The sequence below is a fragment of the Allobosea sp. 47.2.35 genome (assembly GCF_024655635.1).
GTDB lineage: Bacteria > Pseudomonadota > Alphaproteobacteria > Rhizobiales > Beijerinckiaceae > Allobosea.
Map to the genome: position 1 here is coordinate 103,729 of NZ_JANLGI010000004.1, position 19,542 is coordinate 123,270.

The 19,542-nt window shown below is 67.0% G+C and carries 18 protein-coding genes and 1 riboswitch; of the genes, 6 read left to right on the forward strand and 12 right to left on the reverse strand.

Going from position 1 to position 19,542, the window contains the following annotated elements; translation table 11 throughout:
- Window positions 1-47 precede the first annotated feature (47 nt).
- The 12 genes from NUV79_RS07510 to coxB form a co-directional block, all read right to left on the reverse strand.
- Window positions 48-2,987 carry an EAL domain-containing protein gene (locus NUV79_RS07510; protein ID WP_257732453.1) on the reverse strand — a complete coding sequence of 980 codons (2,940 nt, stop codon included), beginning with the start codon at window positions 2,985-2,987 and terminating at the stop codon, window positions 48-50.
- 77 nt (window positions 2,988-3,064) lie between these two features.
- Window positions 3,065-3,664 (reverse strand): GNAT family N-acetyltransferase, encoded by a 600-nt coding sequence (locus NUV79_RS07515; RefSeq protein ID WP_257732454.1) that lies wholly within the window; start codon window positions 3,662-3,664, stop codon window positions 3,065-3,067.
- 6 nt (window positions 3,665-3,670) lie between these two features.
- Complete coding sequence (locus tag NUV79_RS07520; RefSeq protein WP_257732587.1) at window positions 3,671-4,993, reverse strand: M16 family metallopeptidase; 1,323 nt, start codon at window positions 4,991-4,993, stop codon at window positions 3,671-3,673.
- A 14-nt stretch (window positions 4,994-5,007) separates the two neighbouring features.
- A complete protein-coding gene (gene thrC / locus NUV79_RS07525; protein ID WP_257732455.1) occupies window positions 5,008-6,423 on the reverse strand; it encodes a threonine synthase in 1,416 nt (471 codons plus the stop codon).
- Window positions 6,424-6,494: 71 nt separating this feature from the next.
- Window positions 6,495-7,262 (reverse strand): SURF1 family protein, encoded by a 768-nt coding sequence (locus NUV79_RS07530; protein WP_257732456.1) that lies wholly within the window; start codon window positions 7,260-7,262, stop codon window positions 6,495-6,497.
- Window positions 7,259-7,633, reverse strand: a complete 375-nt coding sequence (locus tag NUV79_RS07535) for a DUF983 domain-containing protein (RefSeq protein WP_257732457.1) — start codon at window positions 7,631-7,633, stop codon at window positions 7,259-7,261. The genes NUV79_RS07530 and NUV79_RS07535 overlap by 4 nt, the downstream gene beginning before the upstream one ends.
- A 140-nt stretch (window positions 7,634-7,773) precedes the next feature.
- Window positions 7,774-8,634 (reverse strand): cytochrome c oxidase subunit 3, encoded by an 861-nt coding sequence (locus NUV79_RS07540; RefSeq protein WP_257732458.1) that lies wholly within the window; start codon window positions 8,632-8,634, stop codon window positions 7,774-7,776.
- A gap of 53 nt (window positions 8,635-8,687) precedes the next feature.
- Window positions 8,688-9,299 (reverse strand): cytochrome c oxidase assembly protein, encoded by a 612-nt coding sequence (locus NUV79_RS07545; protein ID WP_257732459.1) that lies wholly within the window; start codon window positions 9,297-9,299, stop codon window positions 8,688-8,690.
- Window positions 9,299-9,472, reverse strand: a complete 174-nt coding sequence (locus NUV79_RS07550; protein WP_257732595.1) for a hypothetical protein — start codon at window positions 9,470-9,472, stop codon at window positions 9,299-9,301. The genes NUV79_RS07545 and NUV79_RS07550 overlap by 1 nt, the downstream gene beginning before the upstream one ends.
- On the reverse strand, window positions 9,469-10,413 hold the full coding sequence (locus NUV79_RS07555; protein WP_257732460.1) for a heme o synthase: 945 nt from the start codon (window positions 10,411-10,413) through the stop codon (window positions 9,469-9,471). Before NUV79_RS07555 ends, NUV79_RS07550 begins: the two co-directional genes overlap by 4 nt.
- Before the next feature lie 141 nt (window positions 10,414-10,554).
- The gene (gene ctaD / locus NUV79_RS07560; RefSeq protein WP_257732461.1) at window positions 10,555-12,177 is read right to left on the reverse strand and encodes a cytochrome c oxidase subunit I; all 1,623 of its coding nucleotides are present in this window, start codon (window positions 12,175-12,177) and stop codon (window positions 10,555-10,557) included.
- Window positions 12,178-12,196: 19 nt separating this feature from the next.
- Complete coding sequence (coxB, locus tag NUV79_RS07565) at window positions 12,197-13,075, reverse strand: cytochrome c oxidase subunit II (protein ID WP_374678974.1); 879 nt, start codon at window positions 13,073-13,075, stop codon at window positions 12,197-12,199.
- 337 nt (window positions 13,076-13,412) lie between these two features.
- Between coxB and NUV79_RS07570 the strand changes: the two genes are divergently transcribed.
- From NUV79_RS07570 to gcvPB, 6 genes are all read left to right on the forward strand, one after another.
- Window positions 13,413-13,931: an invasion associated locus B family protein gene (locus NUV79_RS07570; RefSeq protein ID WP_374678976.1), complete on the forward strand. Its 519-nt coding sequence runs from the start codon at window positions 13,413-13,415 to the stop codon at window positions 13,929-13,931.
- Window positions 13,928-14,524 carry a hypothetical protein gene (locus tag NUV79_RS07575; RefSeq protein WP_257732462.1) on the forward strand — a complete coding sequence of 199 codons (597 nt, stop codon included), beginning with the start codon at window positions 13,928-13,930 and terminating at the stop codon, window positions 14,522-14,524. Before NUV79_RS07570 ends, NUV79_RS07575 begins: the two co-directional genes overlap by 4 nt.
- Before the next feature lie 85 nt (window positions 14,525-14,609).
- Window positions 14,610-14,700, forward strand: a riboswitch (glycine riboswitch).
- Window positions 14,701-14,862: 162 nt separating this feature from the next.
- Window positions 14,863-16,017, forward strand: a complete 1,155-nt coding sequence (gcvT, locus tag NUV79_RS07580) for a glycine cleavage system aminomethyltransferase GcvT (RefSeq protein WP_257732463.1) — start codon at window positions 14,863-14,865, stop codon at window positions 16,015-16,017.
- A gap of 35 nt (window positions 16,018-16,052) precedes the next feature.
- On the forward strand, window positions 16,053-16,427 hold the full coding sequence (gene gcvH / locus NUV79_RS07585) for a glycine cleavage system protein GcvH (RefSeq protein WP_257732464.1): 375 nt from the start codon (window positions 16,053-16,055) through the stop codon (window positions 16,425-16,427).
- 160 nt (window positions 16,428-16,587) lie between these two features.
- Window positions 16,588-17,928, forward strand: coding sequence for an aminomethyl-transferring glycine dehydrogenase subunit GcvPA (gene gcvPA / locus NUV79_RS07590; protein ID WP_257732465.1), 1,341 nt, complete (start codon window positions 16,588-16,590; stop codon window positions 17,926-17,928).
- Complete coding sequence (gcvPB, locus tag NUV79_RS07595) at window positions 17,928-19,499, forward strand: aminomethyl-transferring glycine dehydrogenase subunit GcvPB (RefSeq protein WP_257732466.1); 1,572 nt, start codon at window positions 17,928-17,930, stop codon at window positions 19,497-19,499. Before gcvPA ends, gcvPB begins: the two co-directional genes overlap by 1 nt.
- Window positions 19,500-19,542 lie beyond the last annotated feature (43 nt).

The window sequence follows — 19,542 nt, forward strand, 5'->3', positions numbered from 1 at the left end:
AATGACAACGGTGGAGTTGGAAGCCCAGCGGAGCTGCTGACGGAGCCTTAAGCCGCCTCGGTCGCCGCCGCAGCCGCCGCGCCCATCAGGCGCCGCGCTTCCGCTGCCGTCATCGGCTGGCCGAAGATGTAGCCCTGCGCGTATTGGCAGCCGAGCTGGTAGAGCTCGATCGCATCCGACTCGCTCTCGGCGCCCTCCGCGACGACATCCATCTGGAGATCGGCGGCGAGCTGCACGATCGAGCGCAGGATGACTGGCGGGCGGCCATTGCCCATCTGGCGCACGAAGCTCTGGTCGATCTTGATCGTGTCGAAGGGGAAGCGCTGCAGGTAGGACAGCGAGGAATAGCCCGTTCCGAAATCGTCGAGCGAGAGGCCGGCGCCGAGATCGCGGATGCGCTGCAGCATCTGCGCGGCATATTCCGGGTTCTCCATGACGAGACTCTCGGTGATCTCGAGCTTGAGCGTGCCCGGCAGCACGCGGCGGCGCCCGAGCACGGTCTTCACGTCATGCAGCAGGTCGTGGCGCAGCAATTGCCGGCTCGAGACGTTGACGCTGGCGAAGATCGGCGGGTCGACCTCCAGCGCCGCCTGCCAGGCTTCCAGCTCACGCGCCGTCTTGTCCATGACATAGACGCCGAGATCGACGATCAGCCCGGTCTCCTCGGCGATGGCGAGGAAATCCTGCGGCATCAGGCGGCCTTCGCGCGGATGGTCCCAGCGCACCAGCGCCTCGAACCCGGCGATGGTGCGGTCCTCCAGCCGGACGATCGGCTGGTACATGACCTGGATCTCGTTGCGTTCGATCGCCCGGCGCAGGTCGCTCTCCAGCGCGAGGCGGTCGTTGCGGTCGGTCCGCATCGCCGGCACGAAGACCTCGATCTTGTTGCCGCCCTGGCGCTTGGCATGGGCCATGGCGAGCTCGGCATTCTTCAGCGCGTCTTCCTTGCGCGAGGCCGGGGCCGGATCGAACAGGGCGAGCCCGATCGAGGGTGTCAGCACGATCTCGCGCTCGGCATAGGTGATCGGCGTCGAGACGGCGCGGCGCACCAATTCGGCCAACGCCAGGATACGCTCGGGGTCGCGCTCGGAGACCAGGATCATCGCGAAGGTGTCGCCGCCAATGCGGGCGAGCGTGTCCTGCGCCCGGAGCAGCCGGCCGAGGCGGCGCGCCAGCGTCAGCAGGATCGAATCGCCGGCCGAGAAGCCGACGGATTCGTTGACCTGCTTGAAGCGGTCGACATCGATGACCAGCACGGTCGGACGGATATTGTCGTCGGCGCGGGTGAAACCGAAGATCGCACCGAGCCGGTCCTGGAACAGCTTGCGGTTGGGCAGGCCGGTCAGGTTGTCATGGACGGCATCGTGCAGCAGGCGCTCCTGCGCGGTGCGCTGCTCGGTGACATCGGCCAGCGTGCCGATGACGCGGATGACCTCGCCGTCCGAGCCGATCACCGGCCGCGCTTTCACGTTGATCCAGTGATAGGCACCGTTGGCGGAGCGCAGGCGCAGGTCGAGATTGAGCTTGCCGCGGCGCTGCTCCAGCACGGCGTCGAGCGTGACGCGGTAGCGGTCGCGATCGGCGACATGCATATGCTCCAGCCAGCGCGCGGCGGAGCCTTCGAGCGCGCCCTTGGGCAGGCCGAGCAGCGTCTCGATCTGGGGGGAGACGAAGATCTTGTCGGAGCTGACATCCCAGTCGAAGACAAGGTCGCCCGAGCCGGAGAGGGCGAGCGCCCGGCGCTCCGTATCGGAGACCAGCCCCTGCGAGATCGCGCCGCCGGCGAAGGCATGCTGGATCACGGTGAAGCCGATGAGCAGCACGATCAGGACGAGGCCGCCCAACAAGGCGGGCGCCACCAGATCGCGCTGGAACTGCCCGGTCACGGTGAAGCTCGCGGCGGTGACCCAGACGGCGAGCAGGAACCAGGTCGGGATCAGCATCACCGCGCGCTCGTAGCCATGCGTCGCCAGATGCACGACTAGGATGAAGCCGATCGCCGCGACGGCCGCGATCGAGATGCGCGCGATGCCGGACGCCATCGGCGCGTCGAAGACGGCAAGCCCGATCAATCCGGCGAGGCCGAGAATCCAGAGCAGCGTGACGTGGCCATAGCGCACATGCCAGCGCGACAGGTTGAGATAGGCGAAGAGGAAGACGAGCAGCGTCGCCGCCAGTACCACCTCGGCACCGGCGCGATAGATGCGTTCGATCGCCGGTGTCAGCGGAAAGAGCCGCTGGAAGAAGCCGAAATCGAGGCCGGCATAAGCCAGGACCGCCCAGGCCAGCGCCGCGGCGGCCGGGAAGATCACCGCGCCCTTGACCACGAAGATGATGGTGAGGAACAGCGCCAGAAGGCCGGCGATGCCGATGATGATGCCCTTGTAGAGCGTCAGGCCGTTGGTCTTCTGCCGGTAGGCCTCGGCTTCGTAGAGATAGAGCTGCGGCAGGTTCGGCGACTTGAGCTCGGCGACGAAAGTGACCGTCGTGCCGGGGTCGAGCGTGATCAGGAAGACGTCGGCATCCGGGCTGGGCTCGCGGTCGGGCGAGAGACCCTGGCTCGCCGTCACCGCCTCGATGCGCTTGTCGCCGAGATCGGGCCAGACCACGCCGGAGCCGATCAGGCGGTGGAACGGCGCGACCAGCAAGCGGTCGATCTGCTCGTCGGAATCATTGGTGAGCGCGAAGACGATCCAGTCCGGCCGCGCGCCGGCCTCTCGCGCCTTCACCGCGATGCGGCGGACGATGCCATCGGGTCCCGGCGCGGTCGAGATCTGGATGACGTCGCCATCGGACTTGTTGCGCTCGACGACATTGGTCAGGTCGATGACGGGGGCATCGACGGGAACCCGCACCGCCTCGACGGCCTGGGCCGGCAGGACAGCGGCGCAGAACCACAGGAGAAGGCCGGCCAAGGCGAGGCCGGCCCGGAAGATGCGCTCGGAAATGGACAAGCTGTGCTCGGCTATCAGGCGGGAAGCGATCATTCGAAGTTTAACGAAAAGCCCTATCGGCCGCTCATGGCAAGGGCAAGGCGAAGCGGGGCTGTGGTCAACCGCCGCCGTCACGGCCTGCTTCCGGGCAAGGTGTCGGTGGAGAGCGCGGCATAGAGCAGGTGGTCGGCCCAGTTGCCGTTGATCTTGAGATAGGCCCGCGCCAAGCCCTCGTGCTGGAAGCCGACGCGTTCCAGCAGGCGCCGCGACGGCTCGTTATTGGGCAGGCAGGCGGCCTCGACGCGGTGGAGCGCGAGGTCGGAGAAGGCGAAGCGCACGGCCCCGCGCACGGCCTCCGTCATATGGCCCTTTCCGGCATGACGCCGGCCCATCCAGTAGCCGAGCGTGCAGGCCTGCGCGACGCCGCGCCGGATCAGCCCCAGCGTCAGCCCGCCGATCAGGGTTTCCGTCCCCGTCTCGAAGATGAAGAGCGAATAGGCCTCGTCGGTCGAGATCTCGCGGGCCGCGCGCTTGGCGCGCAGCCGGAAGGAGGCGCGGGTGAGGTCGTCCTCGTTCCAGGTCGGCTCCCAGGGCGTCAGGAATTCGCGGCTTTCCATGCGCAGCAGCGCCCAGGCCGCATGGTCGCTGGCCTGGGGCGCGCGCAGATAGAGGTTCGGCGTCCGGATCAGCGGGCGGCTCGGCGGCTCGCTCGGGAAACGGAAGAGCGCCATCGCCGGTCAGTCCGCCGCCCGGGCCGCGTGGCGCAGGCGCTTGGCCGGCGGCAGGCCATGGGTCGGGCCGACGGCTGCGATGGTCGGCTGGTGCCCGAGCAGCGAGCGGCCGGCGGCGCGCACGTCGTCGAGCGTCACCGCATCGAGCCGGGCGGCCAGTTCCTCGCGCGGGATCGCCCGGCCGAAGAGCAGGACCTGCCGCGCCATCTGCTCCAGCTTGCCGCCGGGGCTTTCGAGCGAGGCCAGCAAGCCGACCTTCATCTGGGCGCGGGCGCGAGCGACCTCGGCCTCGCTGACGTCTTCCGCCGCCTGACGCAGGCAGCCGAGCGCGACCTCGATCAGTTCGCCCGCATCCTCCGGCGCCGTGCCGGCCCCGATGCCGAAGACGCCGCAATCGGAGAAAGGCCAGTGGAACGCGTCGATCGCATAGGCGAGGCCGCGCTGCTCGCGCACCTCCTGGAACAGGCGCGAGGACAGGCCGCCGCCCAGCACCGAGGCGAAGATCTGCAGTGCGTAATGCTGGCCGCCCTTGAAGGGCAGGCCGGGCAGGCCGAGCACGAGATGGACCTGCTCCTCGTCGCTGCCGATACGGGCCTCGCCGCCGCGATACTCGCCGGCTTCGCGGGGAAGCGGCTTGATGGGAGCGGCCGGGAGCTTCGAAAGATGCTCTGTTGCCAGCGCGACGAGTTCGTCATGGTCGACCGCGCCGGAGGCGGCGAGCACCATGTTGCCGGCATGGTAGTTGCGGGCGAGATAGGCGCGGATCGCGTCGGGCGTGAAGCTTTTCACCGTCTTGGCGGTGCCGAGGATCGGCCGGCCGATCGGCTGATCGGGGAAGGCCGCCTGCAGGAAGCGGTCATAGACGAGATCGTCCGGCGTATCCTGCACGGCCGAGATTTCCTGCAGGATCACGCCCTTCTCGCGCTTCAGCTCCTCCTCGGTCAGGGACGGGGAGGTGATGATGTCGGCGAGGATATCGACGGCGAGCGCGAGATCCGAGCCGAGCACGCGGGCGGTGTAGCAGGTATATTCGACGGAGGTCGCAGCGTTGAGATCGCCGCCAACGCTCTCGATCTCCTCGGCGATCTCGAGCGCGCTGCGCCGCGCCGTGCCCTTGAACGCCATATGCTCGAGCAAATGGGCAAGCCCATGCTCGTTCGGCAATTCGTCGCGTGCCCCAGCGCCGATCCAGATGCCGAGCGAGACGGTCGCGGCATGGTCCATCCGCTGCGAGACGACGCGCAGGCCCGAGGGCAGGGTGGTCAGCGCCACATCGGGGTCGTGAGACCCGTCTGGCCGTGCGGGCGCGGCCAGCTCGTGCTCGTCCATCGGGGCGGTCGCGCTCACGCCGCCGCCCCGCGCACGGCCCGCGCATGCTCGCGCACGAAGGTCTCGATCGTGCCGAGGTCGTTCGGCAGCAGGGTCACGCGCTCCTTGCGCTCCATCAGGTCGGCGAGATGGGCCGGAAGCGTAGGCTCCACTCCGCTCGCAGCCTTCACCGCCGCCGGGAACTTGGCGGGATGGGCGGTGCCGAGCACGATCATCGGCGTGGCGGAATCGCGCTTCAGCGCCTGCCGCGCCGCGCCGACGCCGATCGCGGTATGCGGATCGAGCAGATAGCCGGCCTCGGTCCAGCTCTTCCTGATCTCATTGGCGATCTCGTCCTCGCTCTGCGAGGCCGCGTCGAACTCGCCGCGGATGCGCTGGAGCGGCTCGCCAGTGAACTCAAAGCGGCCGGATTGCTGCAGCGACTGCATCAGCCGGCGGACGGCTGCGCCGTCGCGGCCATGGGCCTCGAACAGCAGGCGCTCGAAATTCGAGGAGATCTGGATATCCATCGAGGGCGAGGTCGTCGCCTGGACGCCGCGCATCTCATAGGCGCCGGTCTCCAGCGTGCGCGCCAGGATGTCGTTGCTGTTGGTGGCGATGCCCAGCCGCTCGATCGGCAGGCCCATCTGCTTGGCGACCCAGCCGGCGAGGATATCGCCGAAATTGCCGGTCGGGACGGTGAAGGAGACCTTCCGGCCCGGCCCACCCAGTGAGACCGCTGCCGTGAAGTAATAGACCACCTGCGCCGCGATGCGGGCCCAGTTGATCGAATTGACGCCGGAGAGTCCGATCTCGTCGCGGAAGGCGTGATGATTGAACATCGCCTTCACGAGGTTCTGGCAGTCGTCGAAGGTGCCTTCGACGGCGATGGCATGGACGTTCTCGGCATCGACCGTGGTCATCTGCCGGCGCTGCACATCCGATACGCGGCCCTGCGGGTAGAGGATGAAGACATCGACGCTCTTCAGGCCCTTGAAGGCATCGATGGCCGCGCCGCCCGTGTCGCCCGAGGTCGCGCCGACGATGGTGGCGCGCTGGCCGCGCTGGCCGAGCACATGGTCCATCAGCCGCCCGAGCAATTGCATCGCCACGTCCTTGAAGGCGAGCGTCGGGCCGTGGAACAGCTCCAGCACGAAGAGATTGTCGCCGATCTGCGTCAGCGGGCAGACGGCCGGGTGGCGGAAGCCGGCATAGGCCTGATGAATCATGCCCGAGAGCGCGCCGCTCTCGATGTCGCCGTCGGCCAGCGCGCCGAGCACGCGCTCGGCCACGGCCGTGTAGGGCTTCCCGGCGAAGCCCGCGATCTCCGCGGTGGAGAGTTTGGGCCAGCTCTGCGGCAAATAGAGTCCGCCGTCGCGGGCGAGCCCGGTCAGCAAGGCGTCGGAAAAGCTCAGCGCCGGGGCTTCACCCCGGGTGGAAACATGCAGCACGGTCTTGGCCTCGGTGATCTCAGCCTGATGCTATAGGCCGGTCCGGCGCTTTGGGCAAAACCGTTGCGCGCTCAGCTTGCCGCCGTGCCCTTCCTGGTCTGCCAGACCCAGGCCGCGAACACCCCGAGCAGCGTCAGCGCCAGCCCGAACCAGGTCAGCGCATATTGCAGGTGGTTGTCCGGAATGCGGGCGATCAGCTCGCGGACATCGACGCCGGCCGGCGGCGTCATGCCGTCGCCCTCGCGGGCTGCTTCCAGATAGAACGGTGCGGGCGGCTGGCCGAGTGCGGCCGCGATCGCGGCGGGGTCGCGCGTGTAGAACTCACGGATCGCCGGCAGGTCCTGCGGGGTGAAGCTGTTGCGGACTTCCGGTGCGCGCAGGAAGCCCTTGATCGTGTCGGGACCGCTGGCCGGGCCGATCTGACCGAGCCGCGCTTCCGGTACGAAACCGCGATTGACCAGGATGACCCCGCCATCCTCCAGCTTGAACGCCTGGAAGACCCAGCGCCCGAAGCCGGACAACTGGCGGCTGCCGGGTGGGCCGGCGGCGATCGTGGTGCGCACCCCGGCGATCCGGTCGTCGATATAGCTGCCCTTCGCGACGACATGGGTCAGGTCGAGCGCGGCGGGGTCGAGCTTCGCCCAGCTGGCGCTCGGCGGCATCGGGGCCGGTTTTCCGGCTGCCTGTTCCTGAAGGCGGTCGATATAGGCGTGCTTCTCACCCATGCGCTGGAGCTGCCAGGTGCCGAGCGTGCACAGCACCACCGTGCCGATGACGGTCAGCAGCGTCGGCAGCAGCAGGCCGGGTTTGTGGGGAGCGGGGGACGACGCGGCGGTCACGATTCGCGCCTGCCTTCCTCGGCCTTGTGGGCATATTGCAGGGCGACGGCGAGCCCTTTCATCGGCCTGAGCAGGCCGAGGCAGAGCACGATGGCCAGCGGCAGCCACAGCAGCATGTGCAGCCAGATCGGCGGCTCGTAGGCGATTTCGACATAAAGCGCCGCGCCGAGCACGATGAAGCCGGCGATCAGCATGATGAACACGGCCGGGCCATCGGCCGAGTCGGCGAACTTGAAGTCGAGCCCGCAGGCGCTGCAGCTTGGCTTGAGCTTGAGGAAGCCATCGAACAGTGCGCCCTCGCCGCAGCGCGGGCAGCGACCGGCCAGCCCCGTCGAATAGGGGGAGGGCAGTGTAGGTTTAGGACCGGCCATCGCAGCCTCCCAGAGCATCGAGCCGAAAGCTGGAGCGTGGCTTCCGGCCAAGGCGATGCGCAATCAAAGGGCCTAAGCAGGAAAGGCGGCCTCGCGGCCGCCTTTCGTCAGACGAAACCGCGAGAGCGCGGTCAGCGGCGTCAGTGCCCGGCGGCAGGCGCGCCCGCTGCCCAGACATAGATCGCGGCGAACAGGAACAGCCAGACCACGTCGACGAAGTGCCAGTACCAGGCGGCGAACTCGAAGCCGAGATGCTGGTCCGGCTTGAAGTGGCCGAGATAGGCCCGGTACAGGCAGACCGCCAGGAAGATTGTGCCGATGATGACATGCGCGCCGTGGAAGCCCGTCGCCATGAAGAAGGTGGCGCCGTAGATATGGCCCTTGAAGCCGAAAGTGGCGTGCGAATACTCGTAGGCTTGGCAGATCGTGAACAGGACGCCGAGGATCACGGTCAGCCACAGCGCCTGCTTCAGGCCGGCGCGATCGTTGTTGATCAGGGCGTAATGCGCCCAGGTCACGGTCGTGCCCGAGGTCAGCAGGATCAGCGTGTTGAGCAGCGGCAGATGCCAGGGATCGAAGGTCTCGATGCCCTTCGGCGGCCAGTGCCCGCCGGTGAAGTCGTAGCGCAGGTAGTTGATCTGCTCGCCGGCGAAGAGGCTGGCATCGAAGAAGGCCCAGAACCAGGCGACGAAGAACATCACCTCGGAGGCGATGAACATGATCATGCCGTAGCGGTGATGGAGCTGCACCACGCGGGTGTGGTGGCCTTCCTTCTCGGCCTCGCGGATCACGTCCATCCACCAGGCGAGCATGGTGTAGAGCACGCCGAGCAGACCGGCACCGAAGACGAGCGGGCCGAGCTGCATGCCGCCGACCGGCATGGCCTTCATCCACATCACCGCGCCGATCGCCATGATCGTCGCGCTGGCGGCGCCGACGAGCGGCCACGGGCTCGGATCGACGAGGTGGTAATCGTGGTGCTTCGTATGGGCCCCGGCCATCGTATTCAGTCTCCGCGTACGGCTTGTTGCCGCGCTCGTGGTCTAGCGTGGTTCTACAGTTTCGGATTGCCCGCGTCACCCTTGACGGGGCCGGCCTTGTCCTCCGCGACGGGCTGGCCCGACTTGGAGGCGAAATAGGTATAGGACAGCGTGATCGCGTGGACCCCGTCGAGCTCGCGGTTTTGAGCGATTTCGGGGTCGATATAGAACACTACCGGCGCCTCGAAGCTCTCGCCGGGTTTCAGCGTGTGCTCGGTGAAGCAGAAGCACTGGATCTTGACGAAATAAGCCGCGCCCTTCTCGGGGGCGACATTATAGGTCGCGATGCCCGTGACCGTGCGGTCCGAGCGATTCGTCATCTTGTAGAACACGGTCTGGGTCTCGCCGACCCTGACCTTGATCTCCGGGCTTTCCGCCTCGAACTTCCAGCCGAGCCCCGGCGCGACATTGGCGTCGAAGCGCACGGCCATCGTGCGGTCGAGGATCTTGCCGGCGCCGGCCGTGCCGGTCATCGGCGTGCCGCCGAAGCCGGTGACCTTGCAGAACAGGTCATAGAGCGGCACCGCCGCGAAGGAGGCGCCGAGCATCCCAAAGGCGACACCGGCGCAGATCAGCGCGGTGCGCGCCGGATTGCCCTTGCGTGGCTGGGGTACGGGCGCCGTCATCACAGCGGCCGATTCAGGATCGCGGGACCGGTCTTCACCAGCGTGACCACGAAGAAGAAGATCACGAGCCCGCCGAGCACCAGTGCGAGCGCGATGGAGCGGCGGCGGCGGCGCGCCATATCCTCGGGCGAGAACGGTGCGGGGGCGACTTGCTGCTGACGCTGCTCGCTCATCCGATCACCTTCGGCAGCGCCCACATCAGCCCGAAGCCGTTCTCGACGATCAGGACGGCGAACAGCAGGAACAGATAGAGGATCGAGAAGCCGAACAGCGACCAGCAGGCCTTGGTCGCGGCGGGACCCTCGGTTCGCAGCCAGACCTGGATCGACAGGCCGATCATGACGAGGCCGGTCGAGACCGAAACAGCGAGATAGAGCAGCCCGCCGAAGCCCATCAGTGCCGGCAGCACGGCGACCGGGGCCATGATCAGCGAATAAAGCACGATCTGCCGGCGCGTTGCGGCCGGGCCAGCGACATTCGGCATCATCGGGATGCCGGCGCGGGCGTAGTCGCCCGATTTCACCAGTGCCAGCGCCCAGAAATGCGGTGGGGTCCACAGGAAGATGATCGCGCACAGCACGATGGAGTGCCAGCCGAAATCGCCGGTCACGACCGCTTCGCCGATCATCGGCGGGAAGGCGCCGGCGGCACCGCCGATCACGATGTTCTGCGGCGTCCAGCGCTTCAGCCACATCGAATAGACGACGGCGTAGAAGAAGATGGTGAAGGCGAGCATCGCCGCGGCGAGCGCGTTCGCGACGAGGCCAAGCACCAGCACGGAGCCGATCGAGAGCGTCAGCCCGAAGGCCAGCGCTTCCGAAGGCAGGATGCGGCCCGACGGGATCGGCCGCTTGGCGGTGCGGCTCATCAGCGCGTCGATATCGGCGTCGTACCACATGTTGAGGCAGCCGGACGCGCCTGCTCCGACCGCGATCGCGAGCAGCGCGGCAAGGCCGAGCACGGGATGCACCGAGCCCGGTGCGGTTGCCATGCCGGTCAGCGCCGTCACGATGACCAGCGACATCACGCGCGGCTTCAGCAGCGCGAAGAAATCGCGCGCTTCGCCGGTGGAGGCTGTCAGGCTCTCGGTGCGGGTCTCGAACGCAGCAGACATCAGTCCAATCGTCTTCGTACTCTTGTGAACCGCGCCGGGGCGCGGGGTCTTCGCGGCGTGGTTGCCGCCCGTCTCCGGAACGCTCTTTGGAGCGCTCGGGGGAAGGGCGGCGGCGGGCCCTAGGGCCCGCCGCCTCAAATCTCAGTGGTCCGAGCCCGTAATGCGCGGCAGCGTCTCGAACTGGTGGAACGGCGGCGGCGAGGACAGGGTCCATTCCAGCGTCGTGGCACCTTCGCCCCACGGATTGTCACCGGCGAGCTGCTTCTTCGTGAAGGCGACCACGAGGCCGTAGAAGAAGATCAGCAGGCCGAAGGCAAAGATGTAGGAACCGATCGACGACCAGAAATGCCATCCCGCGAAGGCGTCCGGATAGTCCACATAATGACGCGGCATGCCGGCGAGCCCGAGGAAGTGCTGCGGGAAGAACAGCAGGTTCGCGCCGACGAAGGCGACCCAGAAATGCAGCCGGCCGATCCAGTCCGGGATCACGTAGCCGCTCATCTTCGGGAACCAGTAGTAGAAGCCCGCGAAGATGCCGAACACGGCGCCGAGCGACAGCACGTAGTGGAAGTGCGCCACGACGTAATAGGTCGCGTGCAGCGAGCGGTCGACACCGGCATTGGCCAGCACGACGCCGGTGACGCCGCCGACGGTGAACAGGAAGATGAAGCCCACCGCCCAGATCATCGGCGCGGTAAAGCGGATCGAGCCGCCCCACATCGTCGCGATCCAGGAGAAGATCTTGATGCCCGTCGGCACCGCGATGACCATCGTCGCGAACACGAAATAGCGCTGCGTGTTGAGCGACAGGCCGGCGGTGTACATGTGGTGCGCCCACACGATGAAGCCGACGACGCCGATCGCGACCATGGCGTAGGCCATGCCGAGATAGCCAAAGATCGGCTTCTTCGAGAAGGTCGAGATGATGTGGCTGACGATGCCGAAGGCCGGCAGGATCATGATGTACACTTCGGGGTGACCGAAGAACCAGAACAGGTGCTGGTACAGGATCGGATCGCCGCCGCCGGCCGGATCATAGAAGGTCGTGCCGAAGTTGCGGTCGGTCAGCAGCATGGTGATCGCGCCGGCGAGAACCGGGAGCGAGAGCAGCAGCAGGAACGCGGTCACCAGCACGCCCCAGGCGAACAGCGGCATGCGGTGCATGGTCATGCCCGGCGCGCGCATGTTCAGGATCGTGGTGATGAAGTTGATCGCGCCCAGGATCGAGGCGGCACCGGCGAGGTGCAGCGACAGGATGCCGAAATCGACCGACGGGCCGGGGTGGCCGGAGGTCGAGAACGGCGGATAGACCGTCCAGCCCGTGCCGACGCCCTTGGCACCGGGCGCGCCCTCCACGAACATCGAGATGAGCATCAGGATGAAGGCGGCGACCGTCAGCCAGAACGAGATGTTGTTCATGCGCGGGAAGGCCATGTCCGGCGCGCCGATCATCAGCGGCACGAACCAGTTGCCGAAGCCGCCGATGACGGCGGGCATGACCATGAAGAAGATCATGATCAGGCCGTGGCCGGTGACGAAGACGTTGTAGCTCTGGCCGTTGGCGAAAATCTGCAGGCCGGGCTCCTGCAGTTCGATGCGCATCATCACCGAGAGGAAGCCGCCGACGAGCCCCGCCATGATCGAGAAGATCAGGTAGAGCGTGCCGATGTCCTTATGGTTGGTCGACAGGAGCCACCGGCGCCATCCGGTCGGATTGGCGTGATGGGCCTCGTCATGGCCGTGAGCGTGAGCCGCTGTTGCCATCGTTCTTCTCCTCGGCGACTTACTTGGACGCGGCAGCGAACTTGCTGCCCGCATCTTCGGCATTGGCGAATTTCTGCTTCGCTTCCGCGAGCCAGGCGGCATAGCGCTCCTGGCTGACGACGCGGACGGCGATCGGCATGTAGGCGTGGTCCTGGCCGCAGATGAACGAGCACTGGCCGTAATAGATGCCCTCGCGCTCGGCCTTGAACCAGGTTTCGTTCAGGCGGCCGGGAATGGCGTCGATCTTGATGCCGAAGGACGGGACCGTGAACTTGTGGATGACGTCGGAGGCGGTGACCTGGACACGGACGGTCTTGCCGACCGGGATGACGGCCTCGTTGTCGACGGCGAGCAGGCGCGGCGCCTCGGCCTCGGTGATCCGCTTGCTGGCGATCGCCTTGGCGCGCTCTTCCTCGTTCAGCATCAGCGAATCGAAGGTGAAGCCGCCGCTCTCCTTCGGGTACTCGTAGGTCCAGCGCCACTGGTTGCCGGTGACCTTCAGGGTCATGTCGGACTGCGGAACCTCGAGCTGCAGCTTGAGCAGGCGGAACGAGGGAATCGCGATCACGACGAGGATGAGGACCGGGATCACGGTCCAGGCCACCTCGAGCAGGGCGTTGTGCGTGGTCTTGGAGGGGACCGGGTTCGCCTTCTCGTTGAAGCGGAAGACGACATAGACCAGCAGCGCCAGCACGAACAGCGTGACGATGGTGATGATGATGTTCAGCCAGTCATGGAACCAGTGGATGAACTCGGCGACGGGCGTGACAGCGCCCTGCAGGTTCATCTGCCAGGGAGAGGGCATGCCGGTGCCGGCGAGCGCCGGGACGGTCGCCAGCGCTGCGACGGCAAGGGCCGTGGCGGCCGCTGTTGCAAAGGTCCTGCTCAGAAATCGCATCGATCCGACATGCTCCTCAATCGACTTGCGTGGAAGCCGACCGGCTTTGCCCCACGCATGAAGGGGCGACCGTGAAGTCGCCTCATTCTTCGAGATTGCGATAAATCAAAGATCACGCTTGCGCCAGAGGGGCAATGAAGACTGCCCCCATCCACAGTGCGGCAAAATCGCACGAGGCCTTGACGAGGCTCTTGGGCCGGCGTTCCGCCTTGACAGGACCCACCCTGCATGGTCCGAACGCGTTTTATGTTGAGGAGCGGCGGGATTCTCTGGCGCGGTCGGCGTTTTGCCTGAATTCTGCGCTCCTGCTGCGGTTTCAAGGACCGGTTTGGAAGGGATGGCAGGGATGATGAGGATCATCGGAGCGGCAGGCGCCCTGGCGCTGGCGCTCATGGGGACGAGCCTCGCCGCCGGCTCCGCTTTCGCGCAGGGCGCGGTGCGCTCCACACATGGCGACTGGCAGATGCGCTGCGAGGTGCCGCCGGGCGCCAAGGCCGAGCAATGCGCGCTCGTCCAGAACGTTGCCGCCGAGGACAGGCCCAACCTGACGCTCCTCGTCATCGTGCTGAAGACGGCCGATCAGAAGAGCCGGCTCCTGCGCGTGGTCGCCCCGCTCGGCGTGCTTCTGCCCTCGGGCCTCGGCCTCAAGATCGACGACAAGGATATCGGCCGTGCCGGGTTCGTGCGCTGCCTGACCACCGGTTGCGTGGCGGAGGTCGTCATGGACGATGCCCTGCTTGGCCAGCTCAAGGGCGGCAAGAGCGCGACTTTCATCGTATTCCAGACGCCGGAAGAGGGGGTGGGCGTGCCCGTTTCCCTCAATGGCTTCGGCCCGGGCGTGGAGGCGCTGCCGTGATCGATCAGACTCTGTTCGCGAGCCGCTGGCTTGCCTTGCCGCTGCTGTGCCTCGGCCTTGCCGGCTGCGGATCGATGTCGTCCGGCGGCAACACCGCGCTCAACGTCGTTATGTTCCAGTCGGCCACGCCGCCGCCGGCCGATCAGCTGCCCAAGGAAGACGATCCGGATTCCGGGCTGCTCTGCCCCGAGGTCATCATCTCCGACGGCGGCGCCGCGATCCGCGCTCAGGCAGGGCAGGATTCGAGCGGCCTGCGCTATCAGATATCGATCACCAATGTCGCACGCGAGTGCACCGCGACCGGCAACGGCACGTTCCGCCTCAAGGTCGGTGTCGAGGGGCGCGTGCTGCTCGGCCCGGCCGGCAGCCCGGGCAGCTATGGCGCCACGCTGACGACGACGGTGATGCGCGGGACGAGCGTCATCGGCAAGCGCAGCGCGCGCGTCGGCGCGTCGATTCCCTCCGGGCAGAGCGGCGCCGATTTCATCCATGTCGAGGAAGGCATCATGGTGCCGGCCGGCAAGGGCGACGTCGAGATATTCGTCGGTTTGGGCGGCGGCGGGCCTGCCGCCCCGGCGCGCAGGCGCCGCTGATAAAGCTGATAAAACAGCTTTGCCGTGAAAGACGACGGCGCGCCGATTGACTCGGTCGGCGCGTCTTGTATCTGTGCCGAAGCCGCATATCCCCGCGGGAGAGACCGGGCTTCGAGCCCGGCGCCGAAGGCGCAACCGCCCCGGAAACGCTCAGGCAAAAGGGCCGCTGGGGATTTGGCGCTCTGGAAAGCGGCGGGCAGCGATGCCCGCCCACCGACGGGTGTAACTTGTCCGATCTTATGGGTCGGGTGGGGAAATCTCTCAGGTGCCGAGACAGAGGGGGCGCGTTCCGGACACTATCGTCCGGGGCTTGCGCTTGACTCTGGGAGGGGCATGCCATGGCTGCCGAGGCCAATACCGATACCGTCGGCGCTGCTGCGCCGCTGAAGACCCCGCTCCATGCGCGCCATGTCGCGCTGGGCGCCCGTATGGTGCCCTTCGCGGGCTACGACATGCCGGTGCAGTATCCTTCGGGCATCCTGACCGAGCATAATTGGACGCGCGAGAAGGCTGGGCTCTTCGACGTCTCGCATATGGGCCAGTGCTTCCTGATCGGCCCCGATCACGAGACCACGGCGAAGGCGCTGGAAGCGCTGATCCCCGCCGATATCGTCAATCTCGCCCCCGGCAAGCAGCGCTATTCGCAGCTCCTCAACGAGGAGGGCGGCATTCTCGACGACCTGATGGTGACGCGCTCGATCGATCCTGACGAGGACGGCGCGCTCTATATCGTCGTCAACGCCGCCTGCAAGGACGCCGACTACGCCCATATCGAGGCGCGCCTGCCGGCCAATGTGAAGCTGGTCAAGGCCGAGCATCGCGGCCTGATCGCCCTGCAGGGCCCGGGCGCCGAGGCGGCGCTCGCCGCGATCGCTCCCGAAGCGGCCGAGATGGGCTTCATGTCCTCGCGCACCATGAAGGTCGCCGGCATCAAGGCGAATGTCAGCCGCTCCGGCTATACCGGTGAGGACGGCTACGAAATCTCCGCCGCCGCCAACAAGATCGGCGAAATCTGGGACACGCTGCTGCTCGACGGCAACGTCAAGCCGATCGGCCTCGGCGCCCGTGATTCGCTGCGCCTCGAGGCCGGCCTGTGCCTCTACGGCCATGACATCGACACCACGACCTCGCCGATCGAGGCCGCGCTCAACTGGTCGATCCAGAAGCGCCGTCGCGAGGAAGGCGGTTTCCCCGGCGCCGCGCGCGTCCAGCGCGAGCTCGCCGAGGGCGTCTCGCGCATCCGCGTCGGCCTGAAGCCGGAAGGCCGTGCTCCGGCCCGCGAGGGCACCGAGATCGCGACGCCTGAGGGCGAGGTGATCGGCGTCGTGACCTCCGGTGGCTTCGGCCCGACGCTCAACGGCCCCTGCGCCATGGGCTATGTCGCCAAGGCCCATTCCGCGCCGGGCACGCAGCTCAACCTGATCGTGCGCGGCAAGCCGCTGCCGGCCGTCGTGGCGACGATGCCTTTCGTGCCGAACGGCTACAAGCGCTGAACCCTTTCCCAGACAACTGACGCTAGGAGGAAACCATGGCCGAGACCCGCTACAGCAAGGACCACGAATATATTCGCATCGAGGGTGACGTCGGCACCGTCGGCATCTCCGACTACGCCCAGTCGCAGCTCGGCGACGTCGTCTTCGTCGAGCTGCCGAGCGTCGGCAAGGCGCTGTCCAAGGGCGGCGAAGCCGCTGTGGTCGAGAGCGTCAAGGCCGCGTCCGAGGTCTACGCCCCGGTTTCCGGCGAGGTCGTCGAGGTCAATGGCGAGCTCGAAGCCGCGCCCGGCACCGTCAACGAGGACCCGGCCGGCAAGGGCTGGTTCCTCAAGATCAAGATCAAGGACGCCGGCGAGCTCGACGCCCTGATGAACGAGGCCGAGTACCAGGACTACGTGAAGTCGCTCTGACCGGGTGTCTTCCCGCACGCGCTGCGGCACGAAGTGCTGCTGCGCAGATGCGGGACCGCCCTCAGGATAAGGCGCCTTCCCGTCGCACGATCCCGTGTCTGCGCAGCGGCATTGCATGCCGCAGCGCGCACGGGATGACACCCCGAAACGGAATCACCCCATGCGCTATCTCCCGCTCACCGATACCGACCGCGAGGACATGCTCGCGCGGATCGGCGTCTCCGATGTCGACGCGCTGTTCAGCGACGTGCCGGCCGGCAAGCTGCTGAAGGCCCCGGTCGACCTGCCCCGCGCCAAGGGCGAGCTTGAGGTCGAGCGCATCCTCGGCAAGATGGCCGGCAAGAACACCGCCGCCTCCGCCGTTCCCTTCTTCGTCGGCGCCGGCGCCTACAAGCACCATGTCCCGGCGACGGTGGATCATCTGATCCAGCGCTCGGAATTCCTGACCAGCTACACGCCCTACCAGCCCGAGATCGCGCAGGGCACGCTGCAATATCTCTTCGAGTTCCAGACCCAGGTCGCGGCGCTGACCGGCATGGAGGTCGCCAACGCCTCGATGTATGACGGCTCGACCGGTACGGCTGAGGCCGTGCTGATGGCGCATCGCGTCACCAAGCGCCGCAAGGCGGTGCTCTCCGGCGGCCTGCACCCGCATTACACCGCGGTCGTCGAGACCCTGTCCGAGATGGCCAATGACGAGGTCGTGGCGCTGAAGCCCGACGTCTCGGCCAATGAGGACATCCTCTCCCAGATCGACGACAGCACCTCCTGCGTCGTGGTCCAGTCGCCGGACGTCTTCGGCAACCTGCGCGACCTCAGGCCGATCGCCGAGAAGGCCCATGCCCATGGCGCGCTGCTGATCGCGGTCTTCACCGAGGTCGTGTCGCTCGGCGCCGTCGTGCCGCCGGGTGCGCAGGACGCCGATATCGTCGTCGGCGAAGGGCAGTCGATCGGCAACGCCCTGAATTTCGGCGGCCCCTATGTCGGCCTCTTCGCCGCCAAGTCGAAATATATCCGCCAGATGCCGGGCCGGCTCTGCGGCGAGACGGTCGATTCGACCGGCCAGCGCGGCTTCGTGCTGACGCTCTCGACCCGCGAGCAGCATATCCGCCGCGACAAGGCGACATCGAACATCTGCACCAATTCCGGCCTCTGCGTGCTGGCCTTCACCATCCACATGACGCTGCTGGGCCAGACCGGCCTCGCCCGTCTCGCCGAGGTGAACCACGCCAATGCCGTGAAGCTCGCCGACGCGCTCGCGGGCGTCGAGGGCGTGACCGTGCTCAACGACAGCTTCTTCAACGAGTTCACCGTGAAGCTGAAGAAGCCCGCCGCCGAAGTCGTCGAGGTGCTCGCCGCCAAGGGCATCCTGGCCGGCGTCCCCGTCTCGCGGCTCCTGCCCAAAGCCGGGCTCGACGACCTGCTGATCATCGCCTCGACCGAGGTGAATACCGATGAAGACCGGGCGGCCCTCGTGGCGGCGCTCGTGGAGGTGCTGTGATGTTGAACCGTCAGGGACGTCCCACCCAGGCTGGCGAGGCCGCTCATGCCGAGCACGCCACCTTCACCGGCAACAAGGCTCTCCAGCAGGTCGAGCCGCTGATCTTCGAGATCGGCCATCACGAGGCCACCGGCGTCGATATCGACAAGCCCGCGCCGTTCAAGTCGCGGCTCGGCAAGCATGCCCGCCAGGGCGAGATCGGCCTGCCCGGCCTCTCGGAGCCCGAGACGATGCGCCACTTCGTGCGCCTCAGCCAGAAGAACTACGGGATCGATACCGGGCTCTTCCCGCTCGGCTCTTGCACGATGAAGCACAATGCCCGCCTCAACGAGAAGGTGGCGCGTTTGCCGGGCTTCTCCGACGTGCATCCGCTGCAGCCGCTCTCGAGCGTGCCCGGCGCGCTCGACCTGATGCTGGAGCTCGCCCGCTACCTGATGACGCTGACCGGCATGCCGGCGGTGGCCCTCTCTCCGAAGGCCGGCGCCCATGGCGAGGCCTGCGGCATGATGGCGATCAAGGCTGCGATCGCCGCCAAGGGCGAGGGCGCAACCCGCAATGTCGTGCTCGTTCCCGAATCGGCGCATGGCACCAACCCGGCGACGGCGGCTCTGATCGGCTTCTCGGTGAAGGCGGTTCCGGCCCGTCCGGACGGCACCGTCGCGGTCGAGGACGTCAAGGCCCTGCTCGGGCCGGATATCGCCGCGATCATGCTGACCAACCCGAACACCTGCGGCATCTTCGAGCCTCAGATCGTCGAGATCGCCGCGGCGATGCATGAGGCCGGCGCCTATTTCTACTGCGACGGCGCCAACTTCAACGCCATCGTCGGCAAGGCCCGTCCGGGCGATCTCGGCGTCGACGCGATGCACATCAACCTGCACAAGACCTTCTCGACGCCGCATGGCGGCGGCGGTCCGGGTGCCGGCCCGGTCGTGCTCTCCGAGCGCCTGGCGCCCTTCGCGCCGGTGCCCTTCATCCATGTCGAGAACGGCAAGCCGCATCTGATCGAGTCGCGCGGCGAAGCCCCGGCGGGCAACCAGCCCTTCGGCCGCATGACCGCCTTCCACGGTCAGATGGGCATGTATGTCCGCGCTTTGGCTTACATGCTCAGCCACGGCTCTGACGGCATGCGCCAGGCGTCGGAGGATGCGGTGCTGAACGCGAACTACATCCGCGCCGGGCTCAGTGACCTGATGTCGCTGCCCTTCCCGGACCACCCGTCGATGCACGAGGTGCTGTTCGACGACGAATGGTTGAAGGGCTCGGGCGTCTCGACCCTCGATTTCGCCAAGGCGATGATCGACGAGGGCTACCATCCGATGACGGTGTATTTCCCGCTCGTCGTCCATGGCGCCATGCTGATCGAGCCGACCGAGTCGGAATCGAAGGCGGCGCTCGACCTCTTCATCGCGACGATGCGCGACCTCGCCATCGCGGCCAAGGGCAATGACAAGGAGCGCTTCACCAGCGCCCCGCATCACGCCCCGATCCGCCGCCTCGACGAGACCCGCGCCGCCCGTTCGCCGGTGCTGAAATGGGAAAAGCCGGCTCCGGCCAAGGCCGCCGAGTAAGGTGTTTTCGGCCATGCTGACGGCATTCGTCAGCATGGTGAAG